Source organism: Enterovibrio makurazakiensis (assembly GCF_050336585.1).
Taxonomy (GTDB): domain Bacteria; phylum Pseudomonadota; class Gammaproteobacteria; order Enterobacterales; family Vibrionaceae; genus Enterovibrio; species Enterovibrio gelatinilyticus.
The window spans coordinates 207349-220175 of record NZ_JAKJSE010000007.1; the positions used below are offsets into that span (position 1 = coordinate 207349).

Annotated in this window: 12 protein-coding genes; 8 read left to right on the forward strand and 4 right to left on the reverse strand. The window is 46.8% G+C overall.

Annotated elements, in window-relative coordinates; translation table 11 throughout:
• Positions 1 to 58 precede the first annotated feature (58 nt).
• Positions 59 to 1045: a CobW family GTP-binding protein gene (locus L4D06_RS05810; RefSeq protein ID WP_429738176.1), complete on the forward strand. Its 987-nt coding sequence runs from the start codon at positions 59 to 61 to the stop codon at positions 1043 to 1045.
• A 126-nt stretch (positions 1046 to 1171) separates the two neighbouring features.
• Complete coding sequence (locus L4D06_RS05815) at positions 1172 to 1513, forward strand: DUF1801 domain-containing protein (protein WP_429738178.1); 342 nt, start codon at positions 1172 to 1174, stop codon at positions 1511 to 1513.
• Between the two features lie 52 nt (positions 1514 to 1565).
• Here the strand turns inward: L4D06_RS05815 and L4D06_RS05820 are convergent, their stop codons facing one another.
• The 4 genes from L4D06_RS05820 to dgcN form a co-directional block, all read right to left on the reverse strand.
• The gene (locus tag L4D06_RS05820) at positions 1566 to 1850 is read right to left on the reverse strand and encodes a hypothetical protein (RefSeq protein WP_429738179.1); all 285 of its coding nucleotides are present in this window, start codon (positions 1848 to 1850) and stop codon (positions 1566 to 1568) included.
• Between the two features lie 260 nt (positions 1851 to 2110).
• Positions 2111 to 3244, reverse strand: coding sequence for a fatty acid desaturase (locus tag L4D06_RS05825; protein ID WP_274164035.1), 1134 nt, complete (start codon positions 3242 to 3244; stop codon positions 2111 to 2113).
• Between the two features lie 230 nt (positions 3245 to 3474).
• Positions 3475 to 4413: an enolase C-terminal domain-like protein gene (locus L4D06_RS05830; RefSeq protein ID WP_429738181.1), complete on the reverse strand. Its 939-nt coding sequence runs from the start codon at positions 4411 to 4413 to the stop codon at positions 3475 to 3477.
• A gap of 5 nt (positions 4414 to 4418) precedes the next feature.
• Positions 4419 to 5432, reverse strand: a complete 1014-nt coding sequence (dgcN, locus tag L4D06_RS05835) for an N-acetyltransferase DgcN (protein ID WP_429738183.1) — start codon at positions 5430 to 5432, stop codon at positions 4419 to 4421.
• A gap of 237 nt (positions 5433 to 5669) precedes the next feature.
• On the opposite strand from dgcN, the gene L4D06_RS05840 reads away from it, so the two are divergent.
• The 6 genes from L4D06_RS05840 to L4D06_RS05865 all read left to right on the forward strand — a co-directional run bounded on the left by L4D06_RS05840 (position 5670) and on the right by L4D06_RS05865 (position 12681).
• A complete protein-coding gene (locus L4D06_RS05840; protein ID WP_429738184.1) occupies positions 5670 to 6587 on the forward strand; it encodes a LysR substrate-binding domain-containing protein in 918 nt (305 codons plus the stop codon).
• A gap of 126 nt (positions 6588 to 6713) precedes the next feature.
• Positions 6714 to 8297 carry a hypothetical protein gene (locus L4D06_RS05845; protein ID WP_274164031.1) on the forward strand — a complete coding sequence of 528 codons (1584 nt, stop codon included), beginning with the start codon at positions 6714 to 6716 and terminating at the stop codon, positions 8295 to 8297.
• A 113-nt stretch (positions 8298 to 8410) separates the two neighbouring features.
• Positions 8411 to 10240 (forward strand): MOSC N-terminal beta barrel domain-containing protein, encoded by a 1830-nt coding sequence (locus L4D06_RS05850; RefSeq protein ID WP_429738186.1) that lies wholly within the window; start codon positions 8411 to 8413, stop codon positions 10238 to 10240.
• A 96-nt stretch (positions 10241 to 10336) separates the two neighbouring features.
• Positions 10337 to 11062 (forward strand): hypothetical protein, encoded by a 726-nt coding sequence (locus tag L4D06_RS05855; protein WP_429738188.1) that lies wholly within the window; start codon positions 10337 to 10339, stop codon positions 11060 to 11062.
• Positions 11063 to 11242: 180 nt separating this feature from the next.
• Positions 11243 to 12250 (forward strand): response regulator, encoded by a 1008-nt coding sequence (locus L4D06_RS05860; RefSeq protein WP_274163017.1) that lies wholly within the window; start codon positions 11243 to 11245, stop codon positions 12248 to 12250.
• A 2-nt stretch (positions 12251 to 12252) separates the two neighbouring features.
• The gene (locus L4D06_RS05865) at positions 12253 to 12681 is read left to right on the forward strand and encodes a PAS domain-containing protein (protein ID WP_274163018.1); all 429 of its coding nucleotides are present in this window, start codon (positions 12253 to 12255) and stop codon (positions 12679 to 12681) included.
• The last annotated feature ends 146 nt before the right edge of the window (positions 12682 to 12827 follow it).

Sequence of the window (12827 nt, forward strand, 5' to 3'; positions counted from 1 at the left end):
GCCATCCCGCAATTTTGATAGCGCGCTCAGACGCGTACTCGGTACATGGATATAAACAATGGCTGAAAAACTGACGAAACAAGTCCCTACCAACATCATCACTGGCTTTCTGGGTGTTGGGAAAACCACGGCGATTTTAAACCTCCTCAAACAAAAACCTGCAGATGAAAACTGGGCTGTATTGGTGAATGAGTTTGGAGAAGTTGGCGTTGATGGCGCGTTTCTCAGTGAGCAAGGCGCGTTGGTTAAAGAAGTACCGGGCGGCTGCATGTGTTGTGTGGCGGGTCTACCAATGGCCATCGGCATCAATGCGCTATTGGCACAAAACCCTGATCGTTTACTGATTGAGCCAACGGGGCTAGGGCATCCAAAAGACATCATTGGTAAGTTGCTTTCAGAGCACTACGAGAACTACATCGAGTTGAATGCCACCATTACCTTGGTTGATGCGCGTAATTTCGCCGATGTTCGCTATACGGAAAATCAAAACTTCCAAGATCAACTCGCACTGGCTGATGTTGTCGTCGCTAACAAGATCGACTTGTCTTCCCCCGCAGATATTGCTGCCTTTGACGCGTACGTTGCCAATTCTGAAATCCCTAAGCAAACCTCAGGATACGTTGAGCAGGGGCAACTTGATCCCAAGTGGTTAGGTCTACCTCGTATTGATAGAGACGCGCAGTTTGCTCACCATCACTCGCACGACGATGACGACATGCCAGCTTTTGAACTTGCGCCAGGAGAGAAATTCCGCCGTAAAGAGAATAAAGGGCAGGGATACGTCAGTTGTGGCTGGGTGTTTGAACCCAACACAGTATTTCCTTTTGATTCACTCTATGGCCTGTTTGCCAATGTGAACGCCGAGCGTGTTAAGGCTGTAATGAATACGGATGACGGCATGTTCGCATTTAATGTCGTCAATCAAATGGTATCCGTAAACCCGATCAGCTTAACGGGTGTGGAGTCGCGAGTTGAACTCATTGATAAAACACCATTACCGTGGGATGAGCTGGAAGACATCTTGTTGTCTTTCATGATGGAATAATCGGAAACGTCTGACAATATGTCGGGCGTTTTTTTAACAAGGCGTGATGTTATGACCCCAGAACGAACTGCCCCACAAATTACAGCGAAGTTTAATCGTTACCCTCCTCATATTAGATCGCGACTAATGGAGATACGTGAACTGATTTTTGATGTAGCGAACGGCTTAGACAAAAATGTGGAAGAAAGCCTTAAATGGGGTGAGCTTAGCTATGTGGTTAAAGGTGGCACTGCAGTGAGATTGGGTTGGTCAGAGCAAGCACCAAATTCCATTTCTGTTTTTGTTCACTGCCAAACCAAACTCGTTGACACGTTTAGAGAGGTGTTACCAAACGCTTTTGACTACATTGGCAATCGCCAGTTGCAGTTTGATTGTGGTAGTACTTTTCCAGAAGCAGCATTGCGAACAAGCATTGGTGTTGCGTTTACCTACCAACAGAGAAAAGCACTGCCGCTTCTTGGGATGTAGCTAGTTCGACTATAGCGATTGAGAATGAAGCGATTGAGAAGGTAGCCAGTTACTAGGCAGGCAGAATATTGTTTCTTACCAATCCCCGCCTTACGTTGGTACAAAGTTTTCCAAAACGTCGGATGTCGTCAAACTGTGGCGAAATACCACGAGACATCTCAGATTCCCAATAGGAAAGCTCAGAGTCTACCAGTTCCAGCAACTTTTTCGGACAACCAATACAGCTGTTATCAGGGCCGCATACAAAGGTCTCTGGTTCGTAAAGTGGCAACTCCATTTTCACTTGTTCGATAATGTTTTTCATTGCATCCATGCGAGTCGGTTTTTTGTTTAGCATTTTGACCTGCTCACTTAGTCACGGACTGTGGGAGGCGGATTCTATTCCTCTGTATTGGGCTTGTCGAGCGTTAGGTTTGAGAGCGTTTTGACGAAGAATCGCTTTACAGAGGCATTTTCTCTGATTTTATTGCCGTCTTAAAGATGACGATTGGATTTTTCATTTTTCTGGGATGACGGGCTTTTTAGCGATTTGATTGCAGACTCATCGTTTGATATCGAGGGCAGCCGAAGCTGCCCCGAAAGAAAGCGCGCTTGGCGCTATGCGTAGTTGGCGGTCAGCATTTGCCAGTTGCGTTTTTGCTGAATGAAATCCCCTTTAAGGATTTTCAACTGTTGTACCAATATCGCTTCCTCATATTTCTTCAATAGGTTCTGTTTACCCATATCGATGAGTCGCTTTTTGGCTTCATAATATTCACTCATACGAACAACTAACGCTTCGTATTCTTGCTCAATGGCCTGAAGGCGTTGTGTTGCGTTCGGTGTCATGCTTAAACGTGCTTGAATGTTCTTCAAAAGCATGGTTGCTCGTGCTTTTTCAATGCGATCTTGTGGTGTCACACGTAGCTTTTTGGTCAGGCCAAGCCAGCTACCCGATTTGATGAGCCACTTAGTTGGATCGAACTGCCACCAGTAAATGCCGTTTCGGTAGTCATTCTCAAAAATATGGTGGAAGTTATGGTAACCCTCACCAAAGGTGAAAAACGCCAAGATGCCATTGTCTCGAGCAGTGTTCTTAGCCGTATATGGTTGTGAACCCCAAATGTGGGCAAGAGAGTTAATGAAAAACGTCGTATGGTGACTAGCCACCACGCGCAAAAAACCAATCAGAATAATTGCACCCCAAATATCGCCGTGAAGTAATCCGAATGCGATAGGGATACCGAAGTTGGTGGCGAGGACCAGGGGCAAGTAATACTTGTGCTGCCACATAACAACTTTATCCTTTTGAAGGTCGCGGCAGTTGCTGTAATCCGAATAACGATGCTTCTGATATTCACGAAGCATCCAACCGATGTGCGAATACCAGAAACCACGTTTTGCTGAGTAGGGGTCTGTGTCGTTGTCGTCGACATGACGGTGATGAACGCGGTGATCAGATGACCAGTGAAGAATGCTATTTTGCAGCGCGAGTGCGCCGCCTATTGCAAAAATACCTTTTAACACAGGATGCGCTTCGAAGGTTTTATGTGACCAAAGTCTGTGATAGCCCGCCGTGATAGACATGCCAGCAAAGGTAAACATGGCAACAAACATGGTGATTTGTGCCCAATCAAACCCGTGATAATACGCCCAAAGTGGAGTGCCTATTATTGCTACGGCGAAGGTGACCGCAAAAACGGTGACATTTAGCCAGATGACAGGAGGTTTTTTCGCTTGAGTAGATTCCATTTTAAATACCGCAAAATTCCAGCGTACACATGTACGCTAGATTAGAGTGAGGTTTTAAATGGGTCAAGATGCCTGTTAACAATTTGTCGCAATTTTGATGGGTTAAGCGTCATTATCTATTTTAAGTTAAAAAAAGAGTGAAACGTGTTGAATATATTTCACTCTGATTATTGCCGCGGCTAAAACGCTTTTCGGTAGAACGAAATTTAACCACCCAAGCTTAACAGACTCTAACCTAGCACAATATTCCCGTGCTTGTAGCGGAGGCCATTTTTGACATCATCACTGATCAAAACTGCACCATCCAAGTCGACCATGACGGCAGTCGCTGCAACGGGCAGCGCAGCTCGCATCGCAATAGAGCTACCAAGCATACATCCCACCATGATTTGAAGCCCTGCGGCGCGCGCTGCTTGTTCCAATTCAAACGCAGCCGTTAGCCCTCCTGTTTTGTCGAGTTTGATGTTTACCATTTGGTATTTTCCGACCAATCCTTGTACATCGTCTGCGGTGTGACAGCTTTCATCGGCACAAAGTGGGATCGCACTGGATATGTCATTTAATGCGTCGTCTTCGTTGGCAGGCAGAGGTTGTTCAACCATTGCGATATTAAGCGGTGCGATTTGTTGAAGGGTGCTAGCAATGTCAAGCGTTCCCCACGCTTCGTTGGCGTCGACAATCAATGTGGTATCGGGAGCCACTGCGCGAACGGCAGCGAGGCGTTGGTATACTTCGTCTGCATTGAGCTTGACCTTGATTAAGGTAGCCCCTTGCTCTACGTAGCGTTTGGCTTCTTCCGCCATTTCTTCCGGTGATGCAATGGACACCGTCATGGCAGTTTGAATCTGATTAGGCAAAGAGAAGTTGTCAGGGAAATTGTCAGCTTCAAGCATCCATAACGCACAATCGATTGCGTTACGTGCTGCGCCAGGGGGAAGAAGAGATTTCAACAATGTGCGATCACATTGGGTATTGTTGACGGATTCAATTTCAGCGAGCACGCTGTCAAAACTCTCCCCATAGCGACCTGTTGGCGAGCATTCGCCCACGCCAATGTTGCCATCTTTTTCAACGGTGACTTGTATAACCTCTGCGGTGTTACGACTACCGCGAGAGATAGTAAATGGGCGTTTCAATGTGTAGGTCACGATCTTTGCACTAACATTCATCCTGTTCACTCCTCGAATACGTGGATGAGATGCTCAACAATGTTATCTACGCCAAACCTCACTGGGTCGGTGGCAGGCAAATCATATTGGCTGGAAAGATCCGCCAAGTAACGTTTTGCATCTTCCTCCGAGAGCGCAGAAGTATTGATGGCCATGCCAACGAAGCGAGGATTAGGGTTGGTCAGTTTTGCGAGTCTAACCGCCAACTCCATAATGTCGGCGACGTCTGGAATTGGCATATCCGACATATGACGAATGTATTCGCGATTCGCTTCGTGGCAGAGAACCAGTGCATCAGGTTGGGCGCCGTGCAAAAGACCCAAGGTCACGCCTGAAAATGCAGGATTCAATAACGAGCCTTGTCCTTCCACCAGTTGCCATTGGTTTGTATTACATGCTGGCGATAAGGTTTCGGTCGCACCAGCGATAAAATCGGATACCACTGCATCTACCGCGATGCCGCTACCTTCAATTAAAATACCCGTTTGACCCGTTGCGCAGAATGCTGCAGAGAGTCCACGCGACTTCATTTGTTTTTCTAGCGCCAAGGTGGTGAACATTTTACCGACAGAGCAATCGGTCCCCACTGTTAAAAGGCGTTTACCAGAACGCTTCTTACCCGTGCCAACTGGCAAGGTTCCATGTGCATGACGGAGGTCGAATAAACTCGCGCCAGAGGCTTTGGCTGCTTCAGCAATAGCAGGAATAGCATCTAATCTTTGGTGAAGCCCTGACGCCACGTTCATGCCAGCATTAAGCGCTTCGACGATGTAGGGAACAAACTGTGGAGCAAGCACACCACCAGCGTTTGCCATACCAAGCACGAGAGTTTTTGCTCCTTCTTTTGCGGCGGTTTGAACGTCGATATCCGGTAGGTCGAGAGACGGTACTTCATCATTCAAACGCAGTTGACCCATGCACTTCTCAGGACGCCAATAGTGAATGCCACGGGCGGTTTTGATGGCGAGCGGATCTTTGCTTTCTCCAAGCATAAGTAGGTAGGGCGCTGGAATGTTCATGTCTCTCCTTGTCATCTTGACTATCTAGTGGTGGTGTTCACCTTGAGATCACTATAGAACGCGATTGAGTGTGTGAAAAATGCCGTTTCCGATTCACTCATGCTGATTCGGTATGAATAATCGACAAAAGTGTGATGAATTAGACATTACGTATGGGTGGGTGGTGTGTATCTATAATTGGGTTGATATTTTTGTAGGTATTTTCACGCTCTCGTCAGCAAGGATGAAGCCACTCAAATGAACATTGAAAGTAAATGGTTGGAAGATTTTCTCGCGCTAGCGGAAGTCAGGAATTTCTCGGAAGCGGCCTCGGTGCGCAATATTACTCAGCCTGCATTTAGCCGTCGGATTCGAGCGTTGGAGCAAGCCATTGGGGCTGAGTTGATCGATCGGAGTCAAACCCCTGTTGCTCTCACTGCCAGTGGGCGGATATTTAGGGTGACAGCAAGGACGCTAGTTAACCAAATGGTGGAAGGGATCAGCCATATTTCGGCTTTGAACTATTCCGACGGTAGTGTTGTGCGTATTGCCTCTGCACATTCCCTTGCATTAGACCTGACGCAGCTCATACAGGCGCAGTTTTCTGATGAAATACGGCCTATGCTAAGTGTCGATGCCATGAATGTTGATGAAGCTGTTGATGCTCTACAGGAAGGTGAGTGCGACGTGTTGCTCGCTTTCGATAATGAGCACCTTAAATTGGCACCTTATGAACATATCGAAGTGGGTCATGCTGACCTCTTACCCGTGTGTGCAGTGGACGAACATGGGAAGCCTTTGTTTAGTTTCGAGCAGGATGATGTGCCTTGGTTAGCATTTACACCGACCTCGTACATGGGGCGTCAAACCGAAACCGTGCGTCATGAAGTGAGCCTTAAGCCAGTCTTTCTTTCTTCCATGGTAGACATGCTAAAACTGCAAGCGATGAATGGATTTGGGGTGGCATGGTTGCCTGATTTTGCCATTCGTTCAGAGCTAGTGAAAGGAACCTTAGTGGTTATGGAAAACACCACGCTGATCAGGAAAATCGCTTACTATGCGTACCGATATCAGTCGCGACTTCATCCGTCAGGTGAAAGGATATGGTCTGCTCTGAAAAAAATTGCGGCTGATAACCCATTAAACACTGACAAGAAATCGATAGCAGGAGAGTGAATCCCAGTTTATTTCAACCGAGAGTGCTATATTTCTTGAACGTGCTGCCGATAAAAAGAGAACTGCTTCCCACTCATTACGTCGTTGAGGAAGTCACCATGAATGTTTGTTGACGCTGGGGGTGTCATGTCGTTTAAAGAACCAATCCCGAATTTCGTCAAAGCTATGGGGCATCGCGTTGTCAGCTACATTTTGAATATCTCAGAAGCGGAAGCAAGACACGTACTACAGCACCAGGGAAAACTCACGTCTAAGCAATTAGAAACGCTGACTTCCTATGTTCAACTTTGTCGACAAATGCGTGCCGTCGCCGTGTCACAAGGTGATATTGAACAATCGTTTTTCCATCGGCTTCCTCATGTGCTCCAAAATGGTCAGCACATCTTTTCGGTATGGCGTCGACAAAATGGTGGTGAGACGCCATTAGTGAGTATTAGTGATCCCCTTGCGAGAAGCTTGGCGGGTGTTGCGGCCGAACTCTATCCACTCTTTTTGGTGAAAGCAGGTGCTCGACCTCACTTGTTCTATCGCGCGTCAGGATATTTGAGTGCCGCGATTTCCAACTTGCCAGGCAACAAAAATCTCTATCGACACTTTATCGAAGATCGTTCCTTTGAACGGGTCTTCGAAGTGATTGGTAATGAGCCAAGTGAAACCTATGGTCATTACGTGGACTCAAAGGGAAAACGAGGTGTTATCTCCTTGTCATCACTCCCCGCAGCCTTACTGATCAACAGTTATGATTTGATGCGTGTCCGCGGTCCGATTTCTGCAGATGTGTTTGTACGTACCGTATTAGAAATGCTAGAAATTGCCCGCAGCGTTGCCGATGGCGAGGTTGCTCAAATCCCTTTGTTTGTCGGTTTCCGAAATGCCGCCTTGGTTGATTTTGATGAGCTTGAGACTAAGTGGGGAACACTTCGTCGTTATTCGCCTTCAATTGCCGAATATGTTCTGCAGCTTCCGAGCCAAATGGCGAAACGCAAAGACAGCGGATTCATGCTTGAATCTGGCTATGCTTATGCCATCAACAGCGGTGATTTGCTGGACGATGACGATTGGCCGAGTGACGTGCTTGAAGCGGAAAGCGATAAAGTATCGACAGAGCTTAATATTACCTTATGTATGTCCATGTGCTTTCTTAACGATGCGCCGCCTTTCGTCGCGCCAGAATGGGCTTGGCATATTGACCCGTTTTCGTTGGAAGGGGCGAAGACTGCTGTTGATACGGTGAAAGAAGCTGACGAGCCCGTGTACATTACCAACAATGTGTTGGACGAGCTTGAAAACTGGAGCTTATTGCTTGAAGACACGGATTCAACAGGAATCCGTTTGGCATTTACCCGCTTGTTTAGTGCTGCTAGGCAACCTGACCGTCTTGATGGCTTATTGGATGCTATTCTCGCTCTTCGCAATATTTTTGGCGCAGGCAAAAACACGGATGAAGTGCCGGTTGCGGTGGGTGAGTTGATCAGTGGTCACGCGAGCGAAGCGATCGAACTGGCTGAAAATTTAAGTGAGGATTGGAACCAAATTCTCAGCGGCGAAGCGTGGTGGGATAACGAAGAAATCCGCGAAAAAACATTGGCATGCATTTCGTTGTGTTTGACCTGTTTGCATCATCTGTACCTTAAATTCCCCACGATAGTGAGTGACCCTGAGCGATTAACGCGGATTATTACTTCAAACGGTAAGTCTATTGCGTGCTAGTTCAACATTTTACTGGCAATACATGACACATTTTGAACGGATATTACGCGGATTCTGAGAGTTGCTGTGTTTTAATGTGGGCTGGGAAATATTAATAAAAAGCAGGAGCTCACGTGGACACGAAAATCAGTCAAATCAATGTTTATCCCGTTAAATCAGCCAGTGGTATTTCCTTATCAAACGCTTGGGTAGAGAGCATTGGCTTGAGCTTCGATCGCCGTTTCATGGTGGCAGACAGCACTGGGAAATTTGTCACTGGTCGTACTGATCCAAAAATGACCGAGGTGTCTGTTTCACTGCAGGCAAACGGCATTACGTTGAATCACCCTACCATGTCACCTCTTGTGCTTAAGTATGCTCAGTTCTCACTTCAAGAAGTACACACTAATGTGTGGAAAGATGAATTCAATGCTTACTCCACGACGTCGACCGCTAATGCGTGGTTTAGCCACTTGTTAGGTGGGCACAAGCAATTGTTGTTTTCGGGCGTGGAATCCTCACCACGCTACGCCTCAAAAGCGCAGACTAAAGTCAGTTTTGCGGATGGCTTCCCGCTGTTGATTATTTCAGAGGCGTCATTGAACGCATTGAATGACAAGACGCCAGATGTACATAGCATGGATCAGTTTCGCACCAACTTGGTCGTGACAGGTTGCGATGCGTTCGAAGAAGATACGTGGGCAAAAATCCGAATTGGCTCTGTGGTATTTCGCGCTGACTGCCCATGTAGTCGCTGTGTTTTCACCACGCTTGATTTGGACTCAGGGCGTTTTCGCGTTAACGGCGAGCCTATTAACACCTTGAGTCAGTTCCGCTCTGCCGAAGATGGCAATGTGAATTTCGGGATGAACTTAATAGCGATGAACGAAGGTGAAATTCGTGCGGGCGATAAAATTGAGGTGCTAGAGTATCGAGATGCCGAAGTTTACGAAGACAACACCAAGCCAAAACTCAACTTAACCTGCCACGAGATTGAACACGTGGCGCAGGATTTCAAAACGTTTTGGTTTGAAAATCAGCAGGGCGTTCTGCCTCAATATAAAGCCGGTCAGCATCTTCCTCTGGAGCTAGATATAAACGGCAAACGTGTTCAACGCCGTTATACGTTATCTTCGTCTCCCACTCGACCAGATCGATTCGCCATCTCAGTGAAGCGTGTAGAGGGTGGCGAGGTGTCCAACTGGCTTCATGATGAAATGCGTGAAGGAGCAGAAGTAAAAGCTCAACAACCCGATGGTCAATTTCACTTGAGCGATGATAACAACAAGCGTCGACAGATACTCTTGTTGTCTGGCGGAAGTGGTGTGACACCCATGATGTCGATGCTTCGAGCATTGTCTGATCATAATGAAGTTGATGACGTGATCTTTTTTCATCAGTGTCGCTCAGAAGCGGACATTCCTTTTTCTGAAGAGCTCGATGCACTGGCTAAAAAGCACAAAGGTTTACAGGTAATGACTCTGTTGAGCCGTCCTTCGGATGAGTGGAATGGGCTGACGGGTCGATTGAGCCAAGAACATTTGGCGCTGGTGTCTTGGTTGACGCAACGTGAGATCTTCGTTTGTGGCCCTGAAGGCTTCATGGATGCCGCAATGACTTTGCTTGACCTTTTGGGTGTGCCTGAATCACAACGCCACCAAGAGTTCTTCTCGCCACCAACAATGGGAGAAGGTGCACCTGCTGCAGAAGTGTCTATCACCCTAGATGGTGAGTACATTCGCGGCGATAACCAGCGTCCTATCTTGGTGCAAGCTGAAGAAGTGGGTGTACAAGTCGACTACAGCTGTCGTGCGGGTGTTTGTGGCTGCTGCAAGATGCGTTTATTGGAAGGGGAGGTACACCAACCAGATATGCCTGCGTTATTCCCTGGTGAGAAAGAAGAAGGGCTGGTATTAGCGTGTTGCTGTGTGCCGAAAGGCGATGTAGTGTTGAGTAAACTCTAGCCAAACAACCGATAATTAACGCTTTTTTTCTTTGAGCTAACATTAGTAGCTGCCCCATGATGTATCATGGCGGCAGCTTTTTTATGGGGAATGGATATGACAAGCGCAAACAAAAAAGGCGCATTACTGTTTGTTGGTGGTTTGGTGTTAGGTGGCCTTGTCACCAACAATCATTGGTCGTCGATTGGCAATGTTGCGCAGCATGAACTCGACAGTGTGAAAGACGAGTTAGCGCAATCAGAAACAAAGTTGAGCTCCGCGCAGCAGCAGATGAAGGAACTACAAACTGTATTGTCTGAAAATGACATCAATGCAGCCGCGCACGCGGAATTGCTTGTTAAGAACAAAGAGCAGATTGATTCTTTACGTTCGACAGTGGATGAACTGACCGCGAAATCATCGCAAGGGGCGGTGAATATTCAATCGTTAGAAGAACAGAATAATTTACAGCGCGATACCATCAGCAAATTGACATCGAGACTCCAGAATACTGATGTTTTATATGCAGATCGCTACCGTTTGACGCGTGCGGTGAGCGATTTAAATGAGCAGATTTTGAAGGTTAGCCATAAAGCAGAAACGAGTCAGAAGGCCTGTGAGGAGTTCAAAAAAGGAAACTCATGGAATTGGGTATCAGAAAAAGATTGTAAAGACTTTAACGAATACAGACAGCAGTCCAATCAATTGATGAGTGAATTTGATGATACGAGTGCTGACCTAGATAAAGTGAAGCGTGAGCTATCAGCGTTTGGAAATTTGCCCTATCCAGCCCCGTTAGATGACCAAAAATTAGCGACAGAAGAACGAGATACAACACCGTAAATTTATGTTGTTGTCACTGAGTTGTCTCCTAAAGGCGATAAAACATTCAACTGGCACTATGCTTATCAATGTATCGTAACAAACCTAAGACAAGGGCTTTAAAATTGCGTTATATTCTGCAACCTTGTTTTCTTAGATGTGTTCAGCATCAACAATAATCGGACCGTAGGGGTAGATACATTGACAACCCGAGTATTGATCACTGATGACTCTGCTTTAGCGCGAAAACAATTGGCGCGTTCTCTGCCTTCGTTTATCAATGCTGAGGTGACATTTGCCGAGAATGGGCAAATCGCCATCGAACAGCTGAGCGCTAACACCTTTGACGTCATGTTTCTTGACCTGACCATGCCAGTTTTGGACGGGTATGAGACGTTAGAAGCAATGCGCGAAGCCAACATCACTGTCCCCGTATTTGTTGTTTCGGGAGATATACAACCGAAAGCACAAGAAAAAGTGATGGCTCTAGGTGCGCGCGCGTTCGTTCAAAAGCCTACCAGCCCTGCTGTACTAAATGAGATCCTCGCACCATTCAAATCTGACACTGCGGCTGAAGCGGCCGCTGCTGCCAAACCGCTGCAAGATCTAAAGATAGGTCGGCGCGAAATGTACATGGAAGTGGTGAATGTTGCGATGGGCCGAGCCGCCGATTCGCTTGCGCGTTACTTTGATGTTTTCGTGCACATGCCTCTGCCACACGTGAATGTGTTTGAGGTCAGCGAACTGGTCATGACAATCAAGCACCTTGCAGCTAATGACAATATATCAGGCATCTGCCAAGGCTTTAGTGGCGAAGGGATCGCTGGTGAAGCGTTGATGCTTATCTCCGATTCTTCGATGAAAGATCTGCTGACTACATTAAATTACCCTGATGACGGTAGCGTCGACAACGAGCTAGAACTGCTGGTGGACGTGAGCAACGTACTGATTAGCGCGTTTCTATCCGGTATGGGTGAACAAGCAGGTTTGGTTTTTGCGCAAAGCTACCCCGCAATTATTGGTCAGCACCTTGCCGTTGATAAATTGATGGAAGGTATGCACGGTACTTGGAAGCGAACCGTGACGATTGAAGTGAGTTATGCCATCGATGGCACGAATATTAAGTGCGACCTGTTGCTGCTGTTGGTTGACGACTCTCTGCCATTGTTGGATGCCAAACTTGCTTATCTGATGGATGATGAGGACTAGCCATGATTGACTCACCAGAATTTGAACAGTTCAACTGGATGGTCGATATGGTGCAGAATATCGACATGGGACTGATTGTTGTTGATCGTGACTATACCATTCATATGTGGAATGGTTTCATGGTTCACCACACTGGCAAACATCCAAATAAGGTTCAGGGTAAGTCGCTGTTTGAGGTATTCCCTGAAATTTCGGAAGACTGGTTTCGTGCAAAGTGCCGCCCAGTATTTGAACTGAAGTGTCGAAGCTTTGTGGTATGGAAACAGAGACCATATCTGTTTCATTGTCGTAATGTTCGCCCGATCACAGGGCAAGCAAACTTCATGTATCAAAATGTCACCTTGAACCCGATGGTGAACCTGCGTGGTGAAGTGCAGCATATGTTTATATCGGTGGCGGATGTGACCGGAGAGGCGTTAGCAAATCGGTAGACGTCTCTCTAAATAGACAAGCGGCCTTTGCCCTTAAATAGAAAATATCCTTAGATAAGTTTGATATATAAAGAAAAAGCCAGCACCTCGAAGTGCTGGCTTTTTCTTTTATTATTGGGGGGGAGACTTGTGTGACTGGCTCTGAG

Bases quoted from the DNA above. Each gene is read 5' to 3' on its own strand.
- L4D06_RS05865 (WP_274163018.1), top strand. From the start codon at position 12,253: ATGATTGACTCACCAGAATTTGAACAGTTCAACTGGATGGTCGATATG.
- L4D06_RS05815 (WP_429738178.1), top strand. From the start codon at position 1,172: ATGGAGATACGTGAACTGATTTTTGATGTAGCGAACGGCTTAGACAAA.
- L4D06_RS05825 (WP_274164035.1), bottom strand. From the start codon at position 3,244: ATGGAATCTACTCAAGCGAAAAAACCTCCTGTCATCTGGCTAAATGTC.
- L4D06_RS05820 (WP_429738179.1), bottom strand. From the start codon at position 1,850: ATGCTAAACAAAAAACCGACTCGCATGGATGCAATGAAAAACATTATC.
- dgcN (WP_429738183.1), bottom strand. From the start codon at position 5,432: ATGAACATTCCAGCGCCCTACCTACTTATGCTTGGAGAAAGCAAAGAT.
- L4D06_RS05855 (WP_429738188.1), top strand. From the start codon at position 10,337: ATGACAAGCGCAAACAAAAAAGGCGCATTACTGTTTGTTGGTGGTTTG.
- L4D06_RS05840 (WP_429738184.1), top strand. From the start codon at position 5,670: ATGAACATTGAAAGTAAATGGTTGGAAGATTTTCTCGCGCTAGCGGAA.
- L4D06_RS05845 (WP_274164031.1), top strand. From the start codon at position 6,714: ATGTCGTTTAAAGAACCAATCCCGAATTTCGTCAAAGCTATGGGGCAT.
- L4D06_RS05830 (WP_429738181.1), bottom strand. From the start codon at position 4,413: ATGAATGTTAGTGCAAAGATCGTGACCTACACATTGAAACGCCCATTT.
- L4D06_RS05810 (WP_429738176.1), top strand. From the start codon at position 59: ATGGCTGAAAAACTGACGAAACAAGTCCCTACCAACATCATCACTGGC.